Source organism: Curtobacterium sp. BRB10, from assembly GCF_031844325.1.
GTDB classification, from domain to species: domain Bacteria; phylum Actinomycetota; class Actinomycetes; order Actinomycetales; family Microbacteriaceae; genus Curtobacterium; species Curtobacterium poinsettiae_A.
In genome coordinates this window covers 139,789-158,931 of sequence record NZ_JAUZVA010000002.1, presented here as the reverse complement: position 1 = coordinate 158,931, position 19,143 = coordinate 139,789, and the positions used below count along the sequence as shown (strand labels likewise).

Below are 19,143 nucleotides of genomic sequence, written 5' to 3'. Positions count from 1 at the left end.
TGGAGACTCCGACGTCTCAGGACCTGACGATCCTGGCACGGTCCGGGGGACCAAAAGGCCTGATCAGCGGGATTCGTCGCCCCGAATCCGCGGGTTGGTGGGCCCGGTCCGCCAACCCGGCCCGCGTTCTCGACGTGACCAGGGGACGGACGGGAGGCCCGTGGCGGGCACGGCCACGCGCCTCCAGTCCGGCAGTCAGTGCGTCAGGAACCGGCGGCCGCGTGCGCAGCCACCTGGCTGGCCGTCAGTTCGGTGCCGTAGACGGCGGCGTACCGCATCGACCCGGTGAAGTACGGGTTGTTCGTGGAACCCGGCCAGCCGCTGACGACGTCGTAGCCGACACGGAAGTACCCGGTGAAGTTCTCGGGGCTCGTGAAGGCCGCGTTCGACGCGACGAGCTTGCCGTCGACGTACAGGCGCATGCCGTTCGTCGGCGACATCGTCGACACCGCGTGGTGCCACGCGCCGTCGTTGAGGGCCGTCGGCGAGGTGATGACCTGCGTGGTGCCGTTGTAGGAACCGAACGAGAGCTGCCCCGTGGTGGTGAGGTAGAGCTTCCGGTCGTGCTGCCCCGACGCGCCGGTCTGGCTGCTGCCGAAGCCGATGAGCATGCCGCCGGCGACCGTGGTGCGGAACCAGACCTCCTCGCTGAAGGTCGTGGGGTTGGCGTACGAGCGCGGGGTGGAGACGTAGCTCGTGGACCCGTTGAGCGCGTAGGCGCTCCCGCTGTCGCGCGGGCAGGCGTTCGGGCTCGGCGTGGTCGCGGTCATCGCGCCCTGGTAGGTGCCGTTCGCGCCACGACCCGACCAGTCGGTGGCCGTCTTCGATCCAGAAGCCTCGGTCAGGCGGTAGGCGAACAGGGCGTTCGCGGTGTCCGCGCCGACGGCACCCGTGCACGTGAAGTACGGGGCGGTCGCGGCCGTGTTCGCGCTGTTGGTCACGCGTGCGGTGTACGCCGAGCGGGTCGGTGCGAACTGGTTCAGCAGGACGACGACGGCCAGGGCGACCACGAGGAGGACGGCGACGACGCGACCGTCGCGCAGGCGGCGGATCACGAGGGGCGCACCGCCTCGACGCGGCCGACCGCCAGGCACGCCACGAGCGGCACGAAGCACACGGCGATCAGGGCGACCCAACCCAGGGGGTCGAGGTCGATGTTCGACATGAGCTGGTAGTGCCCGTTCTTCGTCAGCTCGTGGATGACGACCTTGCCCATCTCGCCGTCGACCAGGTGGACGCTGGTGCCGCCGTGGGCGTCGACACGGACCGGGAAGATCCCGGACGAGATCACGGTGGCCTCGACGCCCGTCGGGCTCGAGGTGTTCGTGATCGTCGTCACGTTGACGAACGGCTTGAACACGAACGCCGCGTACGAGACGGTGAGGGCGCTGCCCGCGATCCGCAGGCACGTGCGGGTCACCCGGTCGGTGAACGCGCTGGTCAGGGTCAGGATGATCAGCGTGCCGATGAGCAGGATCGGGGCGGCGCGGAGCAGCCAGCCGATGCGCGGGACCAGGAGCGCCGGCGTGCCGATCACGTCGGCCTGGGTGAGCGTCCACGGGTCGGTGGCGCCGTTGACGTCACCGCGGGTGTGGATCCCGCCGTCCGGGTCGATCGAGACGATGCGGTGCGTGTAGACGACGTCCGGGTTGGCAGAGGTCTCGAACGAGACGATGTCGCCGACGCTGAGCGTGGCGACGTCCACCGGCAGGTCGAGCACGAGGGTGCCGACGGGGGCGGCTTCGCCCATCGAAGGCGTCTCGACGACGAACCAGCGGCCGCCGGCGGAGAGGAACAGGACCGCGGCGGCGAGGAGCAGTGCGGCGATCGCGGCGACCGACCAGGCGAGGACCGTCTCGGAGCGGGTGACCTGACGGCCGCGGAGGACCGGGCGGTCGAGCATGCCGCTGAGCGGGATCGCTGCGGTCTGGCTCATGGGCGCTGCTCCGGGAGGTCGGGGTGGGGCGTTGGTGGGGCTGGTCGTGCCGGTCGTGCTGGTCGTGCTGGTCGTGCTGGTGGTGCTGGTCCTGCTGGTTCTGCTGGTCTTGCTGGTCGTGCTGGGGTGGCGACGCTCGGCCGGAGGGGGGTCGGCCGAGCGTCGCCGGTCTGGGGGAGGGGTGATGGGGGTCGGATCAGGCCGTGAAGGTCCAGGTCATCGGGACCGAGGCGGCGAGGCCCTGGTAGGTGTTTCCGGCCGAGGAGTCGAGGGTCACCGCGAAGTTGAACGGGACGCTCGCACCGGCGGCCGGGGCCTGCGGCATCGTGAAGGCCGACGCCGCCGCACCCTTGAAGCTGGCGAGGGTGCCGCTGAACACGGTGGTGGAGCCGGAGGTGATGACGAGGTTCATCTTGGCGCAGAGGTCGGTCGCGGTGCCGTTGGCCGAACCGTTGGCCGACTGGGTGCACGTCGCGCCCGGGTTGAGCGTGAAGGTGCTGGCGTTCGCGGTGCCGGTGTTCTTGATCGAGATCGCGGTGTTGACCGTGTTGCCCGGGGTCATCGTCGTGCTGCCGCCGAACTTGTTGATCGTCGAGCAGGTCGCCGAGTTCGTCGAGACCGAGCCGCCGTCGGTGCTGAGGCAGGTGACGGTCGCGCCGGCGTTCTGCTCCTGCATGATCAGCGTGCCGCTGCCGGCGGTGTTGCTGCTGTTGGTGATGCTCGCGGCGAACCCGGAGAGGGTGCCGGTGAGGGAGAGGGAGAGCAGGACGGCGGCGAAGATACCCGCGAGGAGGGCCACGGGGGCGAAGCGGATCCGCTTCAGTGCGGAGGTGCGGAGCTTGGTGGACACGGGGTACCTCTTCGTTCGGTGGTGGTTGCAGGAGATCGGGGGGAGCAAGACCTTCGGGCTGTTTTGCTTCAATGGTTAAGATAGTCAGTGGTTGATCAAGTTGGCCACTCGTATACTTGCCCCAGTACGGGGGACGCACTTGTCCCCCCGAGAACCGACAAGAAGGAAGACTCCGTGGCAGCAGCACGCAACGACGACGCGGCCGATCTCATGGCCGCGTTCGCCGCCGTCGTGCGTGCGAACGCGAGCCTGGTGAGTCAGCTCAGCGCTCGCGCGGGCGTGCACGAGAACGCCCTCCGCGCCCTGGTGCTCATCAGCGACACCGGGTACTCCACGCCGACCGAGGTCGCCGGGTACCTGGGGCTGACCTCGGGCGCGGTGACGAACATGATCGACCGGATGAGCACCGCCGGCCTGCTCGAGCGCGCGCCGAACCCGGCCGATCGCCGAGGCTCGCTGCTGCGGCTGCTGCCCCCGGGCGATGTCGTCGTGTCGGACTACCAGGAGCGGTACGCAGCGATGCTGCGCGCCGTCGACGGGGCACACAAGGGCGAACTGCACGAGGTGCTCAACGACCTGGCGACGAGTCTGTACGAGCAGGCTGCCGCTGCCTCCTGATCTCCCTGGTGTGGACCGCGCGTCGAGCTGGTGTGGATCGCGCGTCGAGCTGGTGTGGATCGCGCGTCTACCCGGTGCGGATCGCGCGTCTACCCGGTGCGGATCGTCCGTTCCGCTGTCGGGGTGAGGCCGGCACGGCGTTCCCGATCCGTCCCGCGGGCACGCTCGTCCTCGAGCACCCGCACGACGGTGTCCCGGAGGGGTCGGGTCACCCCGCCGGCGTCCGTGAACGCCATCGCGGAGCGCTGCGCGAACCCGCTCTCCGACACCGGGATCCACAGGGGGAGTGATCGTGGTCCGGCCCAGTAGGCCACGTCGTGCGCTCGCAGGACGGCGTCCTCGACCGCGACCAGCTCGTCGTCGAAGCCGGTGACCTCGGCCACACACCGGAAGAAGTCCTGCATCGGCACCGGAGCGCCGACCGCGTTGACCGTGCCGACGAACCCGTCGCGCCCGGCCCGGACGAGCCAGGCGGCGAGGTCCGCGACGTCGACCACCTGGACGAACCGCTCCGCCGTCGTCGGCACCAGCACCGGCCCGCCGCGGTCGAAGCGTGCCGGCCAGTACCCGAACCGGTCGCTCGGGTCACCGGGCCCGACGATCAGCCCCGGACGTGCGACGAGCAGCCGCGACCCGAGCCGGAGCCGTGTCGTGCGCTCGGCGAGGACCTTCGCGTCGGCGTACTCGGACGGGTCCTTCGGCTCCACCAGCCGGGCGGACTCGTCGGCGCCCGGTTCGTCGTTGTCGGCGTACACCGAGACCGTGGACACCAGGGTCCAGTGCGCAGTCCAGTCGGCGAGGGCGTCGAGCGCCGGGGCGACGAGCTCGGGAGCGTGGGCGAGTTCGATGACCTCGTCCCAGGCCCCGGTGGCTTGTTCGAACGCGCCGGCCAGCGCTCGATCCGTCTGGACGAAGCGCGCTCCCTCGGGGACACTGCCGGTGACGCCCCGGGCGAGGCAGGTGACGTCGGCACCCTCGGACAGGAGCTCGTCGACGATCGTTCGCCCGAGCCAACCGCTTCCGCCGAGTACCAGGACGCGTCGCACGCGCTGCGGCATCAGACGGGCTGGAGGGGCCGTCGTTCACCGTCGGGGAGCTCGACCCGGATGCGATCGCCCGGCCGGACCGTGCCCCCGGTGAGCACGACGCTCATCACGCCGCCCTTGCGCTCGACCGTGCCGTCCTCGGCGCGCCCCAGCACCGCACGCAGGAGTCCCGGCTCGAAGCCGTTGATCTGCTGGCACGGGTTCCGCAGGCCGGTGACCCGGACCGACGCGTCGTCACCGAGGTGCAGCACTGTCCCCTCGGGGAGCCCGAGCAGGTCGACGCCGCTCGTCGTCACGTTCTCGCCCATCTGGCCCGGTTCGACGTCGAACCCTGCCTCGGCGACCTCGTCGAACAGCTCGGCGTGCAGCAGGTGGACCTGGCGCAGGTTCGGCTGCGAGGGGTCACGGGCAACCCGGGAGCGGTGCTGCACGGTCGTGCCGGCGTGAGCATCACCTTCGATGCCCCACCCCGCCACGAGCGTCACCGCGTCGACCAACGGCTTGCTGAACCGGTGCTCGTCGTCCTTGCTCACCGCGACCACGCGCGGCTGGTCCATGTCGTCCCCGCTCATGGGGCCGATTCTGCCCCATGGTCGCGGCCGCGCGAGTGCAGCGTCAGTCAGCGGGGCTCCCGCAGGCCTGTTCAGCGACGCGTGCGGAGCGCGTTCGTGGCCCACAGCGAGACGGCGATGAGCACGGGCTGGAACAGCAGGCGGACGAAGCGCTTGGTGTCGGTGTCCAGACCGAACCCGTCGCGGTGGTGCATCCACTGCGCGATGTTGCCGGGGAAGACCGCCAGGAAGAACACCGCGACGACCCAGCCGACGGTCACCTGGCGCCGAGCCAGGAGCATCAGCGCAGCCCCGAGGGAGATCTCCACCACGCCGGAGGCGATCACCGTGGCATCCGTCGGCAGCGGCACGAACTTCGGCACCTGCGCCTGGAACTCCTCGCGCGCGACGGTCAGATGGCTGATGCCGGCCCACGTGAGCATCGCGCCGAACAGGATGCGGACGATGGTCCGGGGGCGGGTGGAGCGGACTGCGGGGGTGCGGGTTGCCATCGGGGTGGTGCCTTTCACGGTCGTGGTGGGGTTCGGTGGATCGGGAGCCGACGTCAGCGGCTGCGGAGGAGGCGGCGTCGGCGTGCGGCCTCGAAGGTGATCACGGCAGCTGCGGCACCGAGCGTGACGATCCGGGCGACCGGACGGCCGCGGGTCGAGGTGAGCAGCCGCAGCACGCCGGCGAGTGTGAGTGCGGCAGCACCGCCGGTCGTGCTCGTCACCGAGCCGTCTTCGCGGTCGATCACGAGCCGGGTCCCGCCGAGGGCGGTCGCCACGACGGCGGAGCCGGTGCCGACCGGGTCGCTTCCGGGTGCACGGCGGACCGCTGCACTGGCGAGTCCGACCCCGGAGAGGACTTCGAGGCCGGGGATGCCGAGAGCGTGTGGGACACCCGGTTCGAATCCACGTCGCTGCATCTGCTGGGCTCGCGCGTGCAGCGGGGTGCGGCGAACCGTGGCGATGCCGTGCCCGGCGAGCAGGCCACCGGTGACGAGGTCGATCCAGCTGGTCAGTTTCACGTTGCGCTCCATTAGGTTGTGCACAACCTAACACGCCTCGATACCGGGAACCAGACCCCGGGTCCTCCTGGCGCGGGATCGGGTACGTCTAGGGCGACGGTCGGCGGCGAAGCGTTGTCGACGGCGGTTCGCCGAAGGTGCCCGCGTAGTACCCGGCGAACCGGCCGAGGTGCTGGAAACCCCAGGCTCGAGCGATCTCGCCCACGGTGGTGATGTCGGCGTCGGCGGCGCTCAACGCTGCGCGCACCCGGTACAAGCGGACTTCCCGCAGGAAGTGCATCGGCGATCGTCCAGCGTGGCGTTGGAACGACGACTGGAGGGACCGTACGGCCACTCCCGCTGCGGCGCACACATCCGTGATCGTGATCGAGCGGTGCGCGTTCGCGACCATCCACTCTTGCGCCAACCGCATGGTCGCGGGTCCGGCCAGCAGCGGCAGGTCCAGCGCCGGGAACGCGCGGAACGCGTCCGACACGGCCTCTGCGAGGACGACGTTGCTCGCCGAACGCGACGCTTGGTCGAGTGCCGGGTTGAGCAGTTGCGGAGCGACGGCAGTGATCGTCGTCCGCAAGCGTTGCAGCACCGCGGGATCGGTGATCGCTTCGAAGCGGAGAGGCGCCGGAACCGTCTGCGCTCGAGCGGCGGCGACTGCCTCGAGGAACGCGCCGTCGAAGCGGATCAGGTGCTGCGTGGTGGGGAGCGCGTCGAAGGTGAACTCGCGACCCGCCGGGTACATGGTCGGGACACCGGGGAGCATCGGGACGGGCGTGCGGCTGCCGGTGTCCAGCGTGATGCCTGGTCCTGACGCCCAGGCGAGGATGTACTGCCGTCCGGGATTGATCGTTCCCCACCGCCGCGCGGACACCATCGACGTGCCCATGACGACGTCGTCGTCACCGACCGCCCGGTACCGCCACGAGAAGCCTTCGGTCGCAGCGTCGCCGACGTGGATGTCGTGGCTCGCGTAGACCCATTCGTAGAACGCGACCGCCTCGTCGACATCGATCCCCCGATGCTCGATCCGGATCGTTGGGCTGGTCTCGTCTGACATGGGCCCGAACATTCTGCGCACAGCCCCTGACAACCGCCGGGTGTGGGTACGGAAAGTGGCTGAGCCCGAACTCCAGCTGTCGTCGAGGCGTTAAATCTCCGGGGTGAAGTTTGTCGTGTACGGCGAGAACAAGGTGATGACCGGTGATGCGATCGCCGAGGCGGTGCTCGCGTACGCAGCAGCGCTCGGCGAGAACGGTACGACCGACATCGTGGAGATCCCCACAGCGGACGATGACGGAGTCGGCGTGACCACCGAGCTGCTCCTCGGACCGGCATCGCAGGTGATGGTCGAGCCCGCTCCGGACGATGAGCTCGAACCCGAGGACGAGGACCTCGTCAACGAGCTCGTCCGACGCACCGCGGAGGTCGGCGGAGGTCGCTTCATCGATGCCGCGTCATCGCATTCCGACGAGCCGGAGGCACGGCGTCTGCGCACCGACCCGCCGACCCCCTGACTCCGACCGAACGGGCGCGCGCGGACCGACGATGGCGGCGCCCAGGAGGTGCGGTGACGGACGCACCGCACCCCCTGTCAGGGGCCCTGGGACACCAGGGCCTGCGAGGTCAGCTGCGGATGAACGCGAGGATGTCGGGGTTGATGACGTCCGCGTGCGTCGTCAGCATGCCGTGCGGGTAGCCCTCGTAGATCTTGAGCGTTGCGTCACCGAGGAGCTCGGCCTGCTTCAGCGCTGCGTCCTGGTACGGCACGACCTGGTCGTCGTCGCCCTGCAGGACGAGGACGGGCACGGTGATGGCCTGGAGGTCCTCGGTCTGGTCCGTCTCGGAGAACGCCTTGATGCCCTCGTAGTGTGCGAGGGCACTGCCCGTCATGCCCTGACGCCACCAGTTCGCGATGACCGGCTCCGACGGCGTCACGCCGTCACGGTTGAAGCCGTAGAACGGGCCGGATGCGACAGCCTGGAAGAACTCGGCGCGGTTGGCGGCGAGTGCCTGGCGGAATCCGTCGAACACCGAGATGTCGGTGCCCTCGGGGTTCGCGTCGGTCTTCACCATCAGCGGCGGCACGGCGGACACGAGGACCGCCTTCGCGACCCGGTTCTGGGGCTGGCCGTACCGCGCGACGTAGCGAGCGACCTGGCCGCCACCGGTGGAGTGGCCGATGTGGACGGCGTCGTGCAGGTCGAGGTGCTCGACGACCGCGGACACGTCGCTGGCGTAGTGGTCCATGTCGTGGCCGGTGCCGATCTGCGACGAGCGGCCGTGACCGCGTCGGTCGGTCGCGATGACGCGGAAGCCCTCGGCCAGGAAGAACAGCATCTGCGCGTCCCAGTCGTCCGAGGACAGCGGCCAGCCGTGGTGGAAGACGATCGGCTGCGCGTCGGCGTTGCCCCAGTCCTTGAAGTAGATCTCTGCACCGTCATCGGTGGTCACGTAACCCATGGTTGCTCTCCTGTGCTGTTCTGCGGTTGTGGTGGTCGGTGGGTGGTCAGTCGAGTTCTGCGACGGCGTCGGTGATGAACGCCGCGACCTCGGTGGGGTGCGTCTGCATCACCAGGTGCGGTCCGTCGATCTCGATCACCTTGCGGACGCCCGCACGCCGGTAGCCGAAGCGCTCGACGTCCGGGTTGATGGTGTGGTCGGCGCTGGAGACGATGCCCCAGGACGGCTTGGTCTTCCACGCCGCGACGGACGCGGGCTCGCCGAACGCGACGGCGGACAGCGGACGCTGCGACACCGCGAGGACCCTGGCCCGGTCGAGGTCGAGGCCACCCGCGAAGACGGCGGGGAAGGCGTCGACGGCCACGGAGACGTCGGTGCCGGGCTCGGCGCCGTCGACGGGGTAGGGCGCGTAGACGAGGTTCTCGGCGAGGTCGCTGTCGGGGAACCCTCCCTGGAGGGCTCCGAGGCTCTCGCCCTCCTCGAGCGCGTACGCCGCGACGAAGACGAGCCCGACGACGTTCTCGGCGACGCCGGCGACGGTGAGGATCGCGCCGCCGTAGGAGTGCCCGGCGAGCAGGACCGGTCCGTCGATCTGCTCGACGAAGGACTTGATGTAGGCCGCGTCGCCGGACAAGCTGCGGTTGAACACCGGCGGGACGAGGACCCTGTGGCCCTGATCGAGCAGGAGCTTCGTGACGGGCGCCCAGCTGGCGGCGTCTGCGAAGGCTCCGTGGACGAGGACGATGGTCGGTGATCCGGTCACGGTGGGGTCCTTCCCGGTCCGTAGCCGCTGCTGCGGACCTTCGTCGGTGAAGGGAGGGTGTGCTCCCGTCCGAGACGGTAGGGGCGGGGACCAGCGGTGCACATCAGTCGTGATGACCGAGATGTGCTTCCGTGTGACCTAGTCGGTCGCCGGACGGTCAGTCGGTCGCCAGCTGGTCCGCTGTCGCTGCTGCGGCCTGCGGCCCCAGCACCGACGGCAGCTGCTGCCGGGTCGAGACGCCGAGTTTCTGGAACGCCGCGTACAGGTGGGCGCCGACCGTCCGGGGCGAGACGAAGAGGTGTTCGCCGATGGCGCGGTTGCTCAGGCCTCGGGCTGCGAGCGTGCAGACCCGGAGCTCCTGCGGGGTGAGCCGCTCGATGCTGTGTTGCCCGGTCATCGGTACGCGCTCGCCCGTCGCGCGGATGGCGTCCCGTGTCCGCTCTGCCCAGGTCCGAGCGGGCATCGCCTCGAACAGGTCCAGGGCGGCGTGCAGGACGGCACGCGCGGTGGTGCTGCGGTGCAGACGACGCAGACGACGACCGAGTCGCAGGAGCGCTCGGGCCTGCACGTACGGGATCGGCCAGCGCTCGTGCTGCAGGGTCGCCCAGGTGGCCTCGAGGGCGTCGTCGGGAAGGAGCGCGGTCCGGGCGTAGTCGACGGCGGCCCGCACCATGGGGGCATGCCATCGTGCGTGGAGTCGCTCGAGGTCCACCAACCGCTGCTCGGCATCCGCCCGGTTGCCGGACTCCAGCGCGGCGTCGACGTAGTCGTGGGAGGTCAGGACGGCGAAGGACGGGTTGAAGGCGTCGTCGTCAGGGTCGAACAGGCGTCGCAAGGGCCCGAGCGCGTCCGCTGCCCGGCCGGAGAGGAGGTGTGCCAACCCCGTCGCGCCGAGCAGCGTGGCGCGCATCGCACTCGAACGGAGCACCTGTGCGCCGGCCGCGGTCCCGCCGGCGATCCGCTCAGGGTCGGGGTGTTCGCCCTCGAGTGCGTCGAACCACGCGAGCGCACACCGCGCCGCTGCGGAGAACCCGGCGTCGCCGAGGTCACGGCCGAGTGATGCGGCTTGCTCCGCCAACACCCGTGCCCTGGCGACGTCCCCGGCCAAGTAGGTGGTCATGGAGGTCCCCATGAGCGCCTGCGGGAACGTCCGCAGTTCACCACGTGACCCCATGCTCGCTAGGGCACGATCGAGCAGGACACGGGCCGTGTCGATCTCGCCCACCAGGTTGAGCGCGTAGCCGAGGAGCCACGCCGATGCTTCGTCGTGGGCAGTCGGCGCCGCTGCCAGCGCGAGTTCCCGGACGCGATCGCCACGGGCGACCGGCTCGGTCCGGGCCGCGAGCAGCAGCGACCGCGGGTCGTCCTCGGGCAGCGCGAGGGCTTCGACGACGACGAGCATGGGGTCGCCCGGGTCCGCTTGGGCGGTGTGGTCCCAGGCGAGCGCGGCGAGGTGCAACAGTGCGTCGGTGGCGTGCTCGACGGCGCCGGCTGCCTGCATCTCGGAGACGGCGTGGAGCGCCGGACCGAGGTCGCCGACGGCCAGGCCGGTCCGCCCCGTGGGCAGGGTCTCGGCGATCCACGCGGCCCGCGCGGCGCGCAGCCGGTCGGGTGCCTCGTCGCGAGCTCGCTGCACCAGCAGCGACGCCTCGGACGTGCGGCCTGACAGTCCGGCGAGTTCCGCAGCGACGATGCGCCGTTCGACGCGGTTGACCACATCCGAGGTCAGTTCGGCGGCACGCTCGTAGGCGCGGCTCGCGACGAAGGTGTCCGACATCGCGGTCCGTCCCTCACCCAGCGCGGCGATCTCGTCGGCGAGTGCGTCGTCGTGTCCGGTGGCGAGTTCGGCGCGCCACCAGATCGTCCGCGCCGGGTCGTCCTGGTGTTCGAGCACGAGCGACCGCAGAACCGCGGCGCGTTCCGACGGCGAAGCCGCCAGGAGGACCGCCGACTGCACGAGTGGGTGTCGGAACCGGATCGCTCGCGGTGGCATCCACTCGAGGAGCGACGACGCCGAGGCCTGCTCGGTCCAGGTCGGCATCGGGAACCTGCCGATGGCACGGGCAGCGACGCGAGCCGCCTCCTCTGGGCTGGTGCCGCCGGACAGCGCCACGGCGAGTATCGCCAACCGGACGGACTGGTCGAGCTCCGCGTACCGAGCGGCGAACTCCTGCTCGACCCGGCCCACGACCGGGCGGTCCCGAGTGCGATCCGCCGTCGCGGCCGACCGACCGAGCTCGTGCAGTGCGAGCGGGTTGCCCTCGGCGCGCAGCACGAGGTCTCGACGAGCAGGCCCCGTGGGCGCTCCGGAGATCCCGTCGAGCAATTCGTCGGCAGCCGATTCGTCGAGCGGGCCGAGGTGCAGGCGTTGGATGCCCGGGGTCTCCACCATGTCAGAGTTCCGCGTCGTCATCAGGATCACGACCGGGTCCTCACCGACACGTCGAGCCATCATGCGGAGCGCCCACTCGGACGACGCGTCCATCCAGTGCAGGTCCTCGGCGACGACCAGGAGCGGACGTTCGGCCGCGGCATCGGAGAGCAACGTCAGCGCCGCGAGTCCTGCGAGCAGCGGCGAAGGCTGGACCCCAGTCACCACACCGAACGCGACGTCCAGAGCACGGCGCTGCGGTGCCGGCAGGTTCGTGATCCCGGCTCGCAACGGGTACAGGAGCATGTGCAGCGCGGCGTACGGTTCGGCCGCCTCGGCCAGGGTGCCGGTGGTCGTGATCGTCCGGACGCCGAGGCTGTTCGCGTACTGGAGCACATCGGCCACGAGCGACGACTTGCCGATCCCCGCTTCGCCGTCGATCACGAAGGCCGAACCACCACCAGCCACGTCACGGATCGCATGCCGGAGTGCTGCCGTCTCCCGCTCACGCCCGATGATGGGCTGCGCCATCGTCACGGTGTCAGTATGGCAGCGGTTCGGCAGTCGCAGTGTGCTGGTGATCGGCTCTGGCCACCGATCGTCCGGGAGTCACCTTCGGCACCCACGAACCCCGCTCGTGGTGCAGCCGGGTCCCGCGCTGCCCCGTCGGTCAGCGGTCTCGCTGTCGGAGTGTGTGGCTCGGCTGTTCGCCGAACCGTTCCGCGTAGGTCCGTGCGAACCGGCCGAGGTGGCGGAACTGCCATTTCCGGGCGATGTCCGCGACCTTCGTCGCGGCGCCGTCCTCGAGGTCGCTTCGAGCGCCGTCGAGACGAACGTTCCGCAGGTACTGCATCGGGGTGACCCCGTAGGTGCGCGCGAAGGCGCTTTGCAGACCGCGCATGCTCATGCCCGATGTGGCTACGAGGTCTTGGAGCGAGAGCGGAGTGGGCGCTTCGCGGTGGATCAGGTCCACGGCGCGGGCGAGTGGTGTGGTCGCGCCGTTCCGCGTGACCCGTACGCGGAAGGTGTCGATGATGGCGTCGGCGATTCGTGCGTTCAGTGCCGCCCGTGTGTCGCCTTCGACTGCGGCGTCGACCAGTTCGGGTGTGCTCTGGCGGAGCGTTTCCCGCAACCGTCGGAGCGCGTCGAGGTCATCGGCTTGTTCGTCGAACAGGAGCGGGCTTCGCAGGTAGATTCCGCGGCTGTTGAGACGTCGGTGGAGCAGACGGTCGGACAGGTGCAGCATCGAGATCTTGCGGGTGTCGGCGTCGAAGTCGTAGACGATGCTGCTCGAGAGGAACATCGGCCGTCCTGGGATGGCGGTGATGGTGTCGCCGGCTTCAGTGGTGATGGTCGCGATGCCATCCGCGATCCAGAACACGATGTGTTCGAGGCGTGGCCGCATGCGACCTGTCCGGGTGCCGTCCACGACGGCCCCGCGCATCGACACGTCCGCATCGCCGGCGCTGATGTACTGGAATTGGTCGAGGGAACCTTCGACACCATCCGCGAGGCCGTACGCTTCTTCGAGCTCGGTGCCGCGGTGTTCACTGACCGCCACCACTCGCATCTTCCGGAACGTGGGCGGCCGTTCCGGGAGCGGCGTCGCCGTCACCACGTCATCGTGACATCCCGTGAGCCGGACCCCAAGTCCGAGGTGAGCAAGCGCTGCGGCATGCGGATACAACAGCGAGCTGCAGTCCAGGACCGCGCAGTGCGGTGCAGCAGGGTCCTCAGCTGTGGACGACTGACTCGGTGTGGTTGCCCGCAACTGCGGACCGCTGCCGAAGAGCTGCTTCGGCCGTCCCGTTCGGGGCAACGGAGTCGTGCTGCAGTTTCGCCGCAGCCCCGGCGCGTTGAGCGGTAGCTGGACGAATGGCTCGGCGGCCGTCATGTGCGAGTCATCGCGGAGTGTCGCGTCTCGCCGTACGAGTTTGCGGATTGCAGCGTCCCTGCCGCCGCGCTTCTGCAGAGTTGGCCGTCCGTCCGTGTGGCGCACCTGATGTGAGATCGGCTGCGGACCACCTATCTGGGACGGAACTCCTCCGTGCTGCACAGGACGGAACGGCTGCTCTCCCCTCAACAGCGATGTGTCCGGCCGACGACCGGCTATCGGTACGGGCTGCTCATAGGCTTGCTGGGTGATTGCGCGAGTTCTTGGTTCTGGTCGTCCGCTTGTCGCCCTCCACGGCTTCGGGGTGGACCACCGAATCATGCTGCCGCTGGCGGACGCGGTGCAGGATCTGCCTTGGCGGATCGTGTTCCTCGACCTGCCATGGGCCGAAGACGCCGCGGCGACCGCAACCGCGAAGAGTGCGGTCGACGTGGCCGCCGGGGTACTCGCCGAGATCGACGCCCACCTCGGGGACGAGCCGTTTGCCGTCGTCGGTAACTCCTTCGGCGGCATGATCGCCCGACATGTCGCCCACGAGCGCCGAGACCACGTCCTCGGCGTCGCGACCCTGGCGGGTGTGGTACATCCGGCACACGCAGACCGTGCCGTCCCGGAGCGCACCGTGCTGCACACCGAACCGTCCGTCCTTGAAGCCGCCGGCGACGCGCGAGAAGCGTTTGAGGAGGTCAGCGTCATCCAGGACGCCGCCGCGTTCACAGCGTTCGAGCGGTACGTGCTGCCCGGTATCCGTGGCGCCGACCCTGCTGTGATGGACCGCATCGCCGCCGACTACGCACTCGATGCCGTGCCGGAGGAGCGCCATCCGGAACCGTTCACCGCTCCGGCCTTGCACGTGTTCGGTCGGCAGGACGACGTCGTCGGCTACGAGGACGGGCTCGCACTCCGGGACCACTACCCGCGAGGCAGCTTCGTCGTCCTCGACGGTGCTGGACACAACGTGCACCTCGAGCAACCCGGGATCACCGCCGCCCTGATCCGCGACTGGCTCGCGCGGATCGATCGCTAGCCGATCGGTCTTTGAGACAAGGCGCACCGCACGAGCCCAGGAGCTCGAGGCGGGCATCGACGTCGGGGAGGACCGTGCCTCAGGGCGTGCCGTCGCCTCGGTGCTCGTCACGGAACTGCGTCGCCGCGACACCGGTGGTTCGCTGGAAGAACCGGCTGAAGTTCGTCGGTTCCGAAAACCCGAGCCGCTCTGCGATCCGCGCCACGGGGAGGTCGGTGTACCCCAGCAACCGCTGGGCCTCGAGCGCGATCCGGCGGTCGATGATCTGCTTCGGGGTTCGGTCCGTCGAGCCCTGCACTGCTCGAGAGATCGTCCTGATGCTGTACCCGAGGGTCTGCGCGTACTCAGCGACGGTGTGCAGCTCGGTGAACGAGGTCTCGACCGCAGCTCGGAAGCGCGCCGCCACCGGATCGGCCCCGCCGTGGGCGACGTCGGCAGCACTCCGCTCGAGGAGCGCGACGACAGTGCGGAGCAGCAGCTGCAGCACCATGCGGGACGGCGCAGTCCGGTCGTGCTCGTGAACGAGCTCCGCGACGATGGCTCGCAGACTCGCACCCGACTGCGCATCGACGACGTGTACCGCCTGCTGGACACCGACCGCGTCCGCGGCCGGCAGGCTGGCCAGGAACGCATCGGTGACGAGAAGGTGAACCCCTTCCAGGTCGCCGTCGTCGAACCGTTGCACCTGTCCCGGCCGAACCCACAGCACGGTGCTGTTGTCCACGTCGATCATCCGGAAGTCGATCTCGCGCCGCCCTGAACCGCTCGACACGATCGTGAAGACGTGGAACCCGACACGATGGGGGCGACCATCAGCACCCACGGTCATGCGCTTCCCAAGTTCGCGGATACCAACGACGTCCAGGCCAGCGAGCTTCGATGGCCGGAACGGCAGCTGCGGTACCTGCAAGGCTCACCGACCCGTGTCCCGTTTTGATTCGAAGGAGTCCAGCGGTGCTCTCGATCGAGATCTCCAAGTCGGAGAGTATCGATTCGTTGCCGCTGGAACAAGCGGCCGGAGAGAAGGAACCATGATGAACGGCACCGTCACCGTCCTCGATAAGGGCACCGTCCGCATCCACAGCTACATGGCGCCGGCGAACAGCGTCAACGTCACGTCTCAGATCATCGAGACTCCCGAGCGGCTGATCGTCGTCGACGGGCAGTTCCTCGAGGCCTACGCCGACGAAGCCGCCGAATACGCCCACGCACTCGGTAAGCCGATCGACCGGCTCGTGATCACCCACGGCCACCCCGACCACTACGCCGGCGCAGCACGGTGGGGCGCACCGTTGGTGTCACTGCCTGAGGTGCACGACGCCATCGTTGCCCGCGGCGACGTGCACGATCCGACGGGACGCGTCGTTCCGGTCGCCGATGTCACGCCCGATCCGTCCGTTCGGGTGGGCGAAGAAGTGATCGATGGCGTCCTCTTCACGTTCGAGCACATCGTCGGCGGTGAGGCGCACGATCAGCTCCTGATCAGCCTGCCGGAACACGGCGTCCTCGTTGCACAGGACCTCGTCTACCACGACGTCCACCTGTACTTCGGTGAGAACGACATCGCCGGTTGGCAGGAAGCGATCGAGCTGCTTGCCGGCGCCGAGGGCTACGACACCGTGCTCGCTGGCCACGGCCTCCCCGCCACTGCCGCCGTCTTCGACGAGGTCCGCCGGTACCTCACCGACGGCGCCGAACTTCTCGGCGCCGACGGGGACGCCTACAAGAAGGCCATCATCGCCCGTTACCCGGACTACGCAGGTCAGTTCGTCATCGACATCGCCAACGGCTACCTGTTCGCCGACCGATCGCACTGACCGCTGAACGGGGAACGTGATGACAGCACCGAGCACCGTCGTTCTCGTCCACGGCGCCATGCACACGCCATGGGTGTGGGAGCCGCTCATCGAAGAACTCAATCGAGCGCTCCCGGACGTGCGAACCGATGCGGTTCAACTGCCCAGTAGCGCACCGCACCCCGGCGAATGCGCCGGCATGGTTGAGGACGCTGCAGTCGTACGCGATGCGATCGCAGCAGCGCCGGGCCCAGTGGCAGTCGTCGCGCATTCCTACGGCGGGCTTCCCGCCTCGTGGGCTGCGGCGCTCGCTCCCGACGACGTCACAGATCTCATCTACGTGGCAGCGTTCGCCCTCGAGAAAGGGAGCTCGATGATGGGCTGGATGGGCGGCAGTTTTCCGTCCGGTTGGATCGAATCCGCCGACGGTCTCGCCGTTCGGGTGGACGATCCAGCATCGTCGATCTACAGCGGTGTCGACCCGGACCTCACCGCTGCAGCGGTCGCTCGCCTCAACTGGCAAGGAATCCGTTCGTTCACTGACGTCATCGGAGTGCAACCCTCAGATGCGCTGCGCCGCACCTATGTTGTCGCGTCGGAGGACCCTGCGCTCCCGCCGGCAGTGCAGCGGGAATGGGCCCTTCGGATGGACGCGTCGATCGAAGTGGCGAGCGGCCACTCACCGCACCTTTCGCACCCAACCGAAGTCGCCGAACTCATCCGATCAGCGATCGACACGCGGGACCTCTCCGCAAGCTGACGTCGTGACCTCAGATGCCGCGCATACGGGTGAGCCCCAAGTTGAGGCTTGGGGCTCACCCGCGGGACTCCAGGCCACCCACGAGCACAACGTCCAAGCGGCCAAGCCGAGCCGGTCGCTCAGACCAAGGGAACTGCATCGCCGAGGATCCAGACGTCGCGCTGCCCGCCTCGAGCCTCCGTCTCAGACAGATGGTCCGCGAGCTCTCGCAGTGAACGGGAGGGGACGTCTTATGGACGTGTCGAGCGAGCTGCCAGGGCCTGGAATCAGGGCAGGACCGCGGCGACGCCCGTCGGCGCGGACGGCGACAAGTTGTGAGCGAAGGAGACAGGAAGTTTGCACGGCGACAACTCGCCTACTGCGGCATGTCGACGAACCGCGAGAACATCCCGTGGAACGCCACGGTGATGGTGTCCGTCGGTCCGTTCCGGTGCTTCGCCACGATCAGGTCCGCCTCACCCTGACGCGGGTTGTCCTTCTCGTACGCCGACTCGCGGTGCAGCAGGATGACCATGTCGGCGTCCTGCTCGATGGAGCCGGACTCACGGAGGTCGGAGATCGCCGGCTTCTTGTCGGCACGCTGTTCGGGACCACGGTTCAGCTGCGACAGGGCGATGACGGGGACCTGGAGCTCCTTGGCCATCAGCTTCAGGGCACGCGAGAACTCGGAGACCTCTTGCTGGCGGCTCTCGACCTTCTTGCCCGAGGTCATCAGCTGCAGGTAGTCGATGACCACGAGCTTCAGGTTGTGCTGCTGCTTGAGTCGACGGCACTTGGCGCGGATCTCGACGAGCGTCATGTTGGGGGAGTCGTCGATGAAGAACGGGGCGTCGTTGATGCGACCGCGGGTCTGGGCGATGGTGGTCCAGTCGCGGGAGTCCACGGTGCCCTTGCGCATGTTCTGCAGCGGCACGCTGGTCTCGGCGGAGAGCAGACGCATCGCGATCTCGGCGCGACCCATCTCGAGCGAGAAGAACGCGGCGGTCTGGTCGTGCTTGATCGCGGCGGCGCGGCACAGGTCGAGTGCGAGGGTCGACTTCCCGAGGGCGGGGCGGGCGGCGACGATGATGAGCTGTCCGGGGTGGAAGCCGTTCGTCAGGCCGTCGAGCTGCGCGAACCCGGTCGGCACGCCGGTCATCTGGCCGTCGCGGCCCTTGGCGGCTTCGATCTCGTCGAGCGCGGCGGAGATGGCGTCGGTCAGCGGGACGTAGTCCTCCGTCTGCACACCACCGGCGACGTTGTAGACCTCGGCCTGCGCGCTGTTCACGAGGTCGGTGACCTCACCCTCCGACGCGTAGCCCATCTGCACGATGCGGGTGCCGGCGTCGACCAGGCGACGGAGGACGGCCTTCTCGGCGACGATGCCGGCGTAGTAACCGGCGTTCGCGGCGGTCGGCACCATGCTCGTGACGCTGTGCAGGTACTCGGCGCCGCCGGCACGGGACAGCAGACCGGTCTTGGTCAGCTCGTCGGTGACGGCGATGACGTCGGTGGGCTCACCGTGCGAGTACAGCGACAGGATCGCGTCGAAGATGACCTCGTGCTTGGGGACGTAGAAGTCCACACCGCGGGCGGTCTCGATGACGTCGGCGACGGCGTCCTTCGACAGGAGCATGCCACCGATGGTCGACTGCTCCGCGAGCATGTCGTGCGGCGGGGTGCGTTCCATGCCGCGCTCCGCGTAGTCCTGCGGTGCGGGCTCAAGATGTGCGATCGACACACGCTCTCCTCTGTTGACGACGCGGACCTGGACCGACGGGACAGCACCCACCGGCCGGAACCCGCACCCCTGTTCCTACCCCCGGCGACCGACATCCCCGAGTCGCTGGGCCAAGCTACGGCCCTGGAGTTATCCCCAACAAACGGCCCTGTGGATAACTCTGTGGACAGCCTGCGGAACACGCCGGACCGCTGTGTGGAGAACTGTGGACGAGCCTGTGGAAAAAGGCCCGTACGAACACACTTTCGACCGCTTGATCTGGGCTTTTCTGGTTCACACCGTGTGTGGAAAAGTGGGCTTCAAGTACCCCTTGAAGGTTGCGATTTG

20 protein-coding genes are annotated in these 19,143 nt (G+C 69.0%); 6 read left to right on the top strand and 14 right to left on the bottom strand.

All coding sequences use genetic code 11. The annotated features are described in order from the left end of the window. Nucleotides 1-203 precede the first annotated feature (203 nt). The 3 genes from Q9R26_RS04555 to Q9R26_RS04545 form a co-directional block, all read right to left on the bottom strand. Nucleotides 204-1,055 carry a LamG domain-containing protein gene (locus Q9R26_RS04555; protein WP_209132492.1) on the bottom strand — a complete coding sequence of 284 codons (852 nt, stop codon included), beginning with the start codon at nucleotides 1,053-1,055 and terminating at the stop codon, nucleotides 204-206. Continuing rightward, nucleotides 1,052-1,936, bottom strand: coding sequence for a S26 family signal peptidase (locus tag Q9R26_RS04550; protein ID WP_311226656.1), 885 nt, complete (start codon nucleotides 1,934-1,936; stop codon nucleotides 1,052-1,054). Before Q9R26_RS04550 ends, Q9R26_RS04555 begins: the two co-directional genes overlap by 4 nt. A gap of 196 nt (nucleotides 1,937-2,132) precedes the next feature. Further along, complete coding sequence (locus Q9R26_RS04545) at nucleotides 2,133-2,786, bottom strand: hypothetical protein (protein ID WP_182064495.1); 654 nt, start codon at nucleotides 2,784-2,786, stop codon at nucleotides 2,133-2,135. Between the two features lie 174 nt (nucleotides 2,787-2,960). On the opposite strand from Q9R26_RS04545, the gene Q9R26_RS04540 reads away from it, so the two are divergent. Continuing rightward, the gene (locus Q9R26_RS04540; protein ID WP_311226655.1) at nucleotides 2,961-3,404 is read left to right on the top strand and encodes a MarR family winged helix-turn-helix transcriptional regulator; all 444 of its coding nucleotides are present in this window, start codon (nucleotides 2,961-2,963) and stop codon (nucleotides 3,402-3,404) included. An 89-nt stretch (nucleotides 3,405-3,493) separates the two neighbouring features. Here the strand turns inward: Q9R26_RS04540 and Q9R26_RS04535 are convergent, their stop codons facing one another. The 5 genes from Q9R26_RS04535 to Q9R26_RS04515 form a co-directional block, all read right to left on the bottom strand. After that, on the bottom strand, nucleotides 3,494-4,450 hold the full coding sequence (locus tag Q9R26_RS04535) for an NAD-dependent epimerase/dehydratase family protein (protein ID WP_311226654.1): 957 nt from the start codon (nucleotides 4,448-4,450) through the stop codon (nucleotides 3,494-3,496). Between the two features lie 11 nt (nucleotides 4,451-4,461). Continuing rightward, nucleotides 4,462-5,022, bottom strand: coding sequence for an MOSC domain-containing protein (locus tag Q9R26_RS04530; protein ID WP_182064497.1), 561 nt, complete (start codon nucleotides 5,020-5,022; stop codon nucleotides 4,462-4,464). 71 nt (nucleotides 5,023-5,093) lie between these two features. Further along, a complete protein-coding gene (locus tag Q9R26_RS04525) occupies nucleotides 5,094-5,513 on the bottom strand; it encodes a MauE/DoxX family redox-associated membrane protein (protein WP_182064498.1) in 420 nt (139 codons plus the stop codon). Nucleotides 5,514-5,566: 53 nt separating this feature from the next. Beyond that, nucleotides 5,567-6,031: a hypothetical protein gene (locus tag Q9R26_RS04520; RefSeq protein WP_311226653.1), complete on the bottom strand. Its 465-nt coding sequence runs from the start codon at nucleotides 6,029-6,031 to the stop codon at nucleotides 5,567-5,569. A gap of 88 nt (nucleotides 6,032-6,119) precedes the next feature. Then, a complete protein-coding gene (locus Q9R26_RS04515; protein WP_311226652.1) occupies nucleotides 6,120-7,082 on the bottom strand; it encodes a helix-turn-helix domain-containing protein in 963 nt (320 codons plus the stop codon). A 103-nt stretch (nucleotides 7,083-7,185) separates the two neighbouring features. On the opposite strand from Q9R26_RS04515, the gene Q9R26_RS04510 reads away from it, so the two are divergent. Beyond that, nucleotides 7,186-7,539, top strand: coding sequence for a hypothetical protein (locus tag Q9R26_RS04510; protein WP_209132503.1), 354 nt, complete (start codon nucleotides 7,186-7,188; stop codon nucleotides 7,537-7,539). 109 nt (nucleotides 7,540-7,648) lie between these two features. On the opposite strand, the gene Q9R26_RS04505 is transcribed toward Q9R26_RS04510, so the two are convergent. From Q9R26_RS04505 to Q9R26_RS04490, 4 genes are all read right to left on the bottom strand, one after another. Next, complete coding sequence (locus Q9R26_RS04505) at nucleotides 7,649-8,485, bottom strand: alpha/beta fold hydrolase (RefSeq protein WP_209132505.1); 837 nt, start codon at nucleotides 8,483-8,485, stop codon at nucleotides 7,649-7,651. A 46-nt stretch (nucleotides 8,486-8,531) separates the two neighbouring features. Then, nucleotides 8,532-9,248 (bottom strand): alpha/beta fold hydrolase, encoded by a 717-nt coding sequence (locus Q9R26_RS04500; protein ID WP_209132507.1) that lies wholly within the window; start codon nucleotides 9,246-9,248, stop codon nucleotides 8,532-8,534. A gap of 157 nt (nucleotides 9,249-9,405) precedes the next feature. Then, nucleotides 9,406-12,150, bottom strand: a complete 2,745-nt coding sequence (locus tag Q9R26_RS04495; RefSeq protein WP_311226651.1) for a LuxR family transcriptional regulator — start codon at nucleotides 12,148-12,150, stop codon at nucleotides 9,406-9,408. 139 nt (nucleotides 12,151-12,289) lie between these two features. After that, entirely contained in the window at nucleotides 12,290-13,513 is a 1,224-nt protein-coding gene (locus tag Q9R26_RS04490) for a helix-turn-helix transcriptional regulator (protein ID WP_311226650.1), read from the bottom strand. Nucleotides 13,514-13,760: 247 nt separating this feature from the next. On the opposite strand from Q9R26_RS04490, the gene Q9R26_RS04485 reads away from it, so the two are divergent. Then, nucleotides 13,761-14,540, top strand: a complete 780-nt coding sequence (locus Q9R26_RS04485) for an alpha/beta hydrolase (RefSeq protein WP_311226649.1) — start codon at nucleotides 13,761-13,763, stop codon at nucleotides 14,538-14,540. 79 nt (nucleotides 14,541-14,619) lie between these two features. Here the strand turns inward: Q9R26_RS04485 and Q9R26_RS04480 are convergent, their stop codons facing one another. Next, nucleotides 14,620-15,030, bottom strand: coding sequence for an AraC family transcriptional regulator (locus Q9R26_RS04480; RefSeq protein ID WP_209132515.1), 411 nt, complete (start codon nucleotides 15,028-15,030; stop codon nucleotides 14,620-14,622). Nucleotides 15,031-15,057: 27 nt separating this feature from the next. Here Q9R26_RS04480 and Q9R26_RS04475 point away from each other — a divergent pair, with 27 nt between their 5' ends. Genes Q9R26_RS04475 through Q9R26_RS04465 form a run of 3 tightly spaced genes read left to right on the top strand, consistent with a single transcriptional unit; the run spans nucleotide 15,058 to nucleotide 17,096 of the window. Continuing rightward, the gene (locus Q9R26_RS04475) at nucleotides 15,058-15,300 is read left to right on the top strand and encodes a hypothetical protein (protein WP_209132516.1); all 243 of its coding nucleotides are present in this window, start codon (nucleotides 15,058-15,060) and stop codon (nucleotides 15,298-15,300) included. Further along, nucleotides 15,257-16,357 carry an MBL fold metallo-hydrolase gene (locus tag Q9R26_RS04470; protein ID WP_311226648.1) on the top strand — a complete coding sequence of 367 codons (1,101 nt, stop codon included), beginning with the start codon at nucleotides 15,257-15,259 and terminating at the stop codon, nucleotides 16,355-16,357. The genes Q9R26_RS04475 and Q9R26_RS04470 overlap by 44 nt, the downstream gene beginning before the upstream one ends. 19 nt (nucleotides 16,358-16,376) lie before the next feature. Then, nucleotides 16,377-17,096 carry an alpha/beta fold hydrolase gene (locus Q9R26_RS04465; RefSeq protein WP_209132518.1) on the top strand — a complete coding sequence of 240 codons (720 nt, stop codon included), beginning with the start codon at nucleotides 16,377-16,379 and terminating at the stop codon, nucleotides 17,094-17,096. A gap of 355 nt (nucleotides 17,097-17,451) precedes the next feature. Here Q9R26_RS04465 and dnaB read toward each other — a convergent pair whose 3' ends face one another. Beyond that, nucleotides 17,452-18,816: a replicative DNA helicase gene (dnaB, locus tag Q9R26_RS04460; RefSeq protein ID WP_031260130.1), complete on the bottom strand. Its 1,365-nt coding sequence runs from the start codon at nucleotides 18,814-18,816 to the stop codon at nucleotides 17,452-17,454. Nucleotides 18,817-19,143 lie beyond the last annotated feature (327 nt).

Bases quoted from the DNA above. Each gene is read 5' to 3' on its own strand.
- Q9R26_RS04550 (WP_311226656.1), bottom strand. From the start codon at position 1,936: ATGAGCCAGACCGCAGCGATCCCGCTCAGCGGCATGCTCGACCGCCCG.
- Q9R26_RS04530 (WP_182064497.1), bottom strand. From the start codon at position 5,022: ATGAGCGGGGACGACATGGACCAGCCGCGCGTGGTCGCGGTGAGCAAG.
- Q9R26_RS04525 (WP_182064498.1), bottom strand. From the start codon at position 5,513: ATGGCAACCCGCACCCCCGCAGTCCGCTCCACCCGCCCCCGGACCATC.
- Q9R26_RS04515 (WP_311226652.1), bottom strand. From the start codon at position 7,082: ATGTCAGACGAGACCAGCCCAACGATCCGGATCGAGCATCGGGGGATC.
- Q9R26_RS04505 (WP_209132505.1), bottom strand. From the start codon at position 8,485: ATGGGTTACGTGACCACCGATGACGGTGCAGAGATCTACTTCAAGGAC.
- Q9R26_RS04495 (WP_311226651.1), bottom strand. From the start codon at position 12,150: ATGGCGCAGCCCATCATCGGGCGTGAGCGGGAGACGGCAGCACTCCGG.
- Q9R26_RS04490 (WP_311226650.1), bottom strand. From the start codon at position 13,513: ATGACGGCCGCCGAGCCATTCGTCCAGCTACCGCTCAACGCGCCGGGG.
- Q9R26_RS04480 (WP_209132515.1), bottom strand. From the start codon at position 15,030: ATGGTGCTGCAGCTGCTGCTCCGCACTGTCGTCGCGCTCCTCGAGCGG.
- Q9R26_RS04465 (WP_209132518.1), top strand. From the start codon at position 16,377: ATGACAGCACCGAGCACCGTCGTTCTCGTCCACGGCGCCATGCACACG.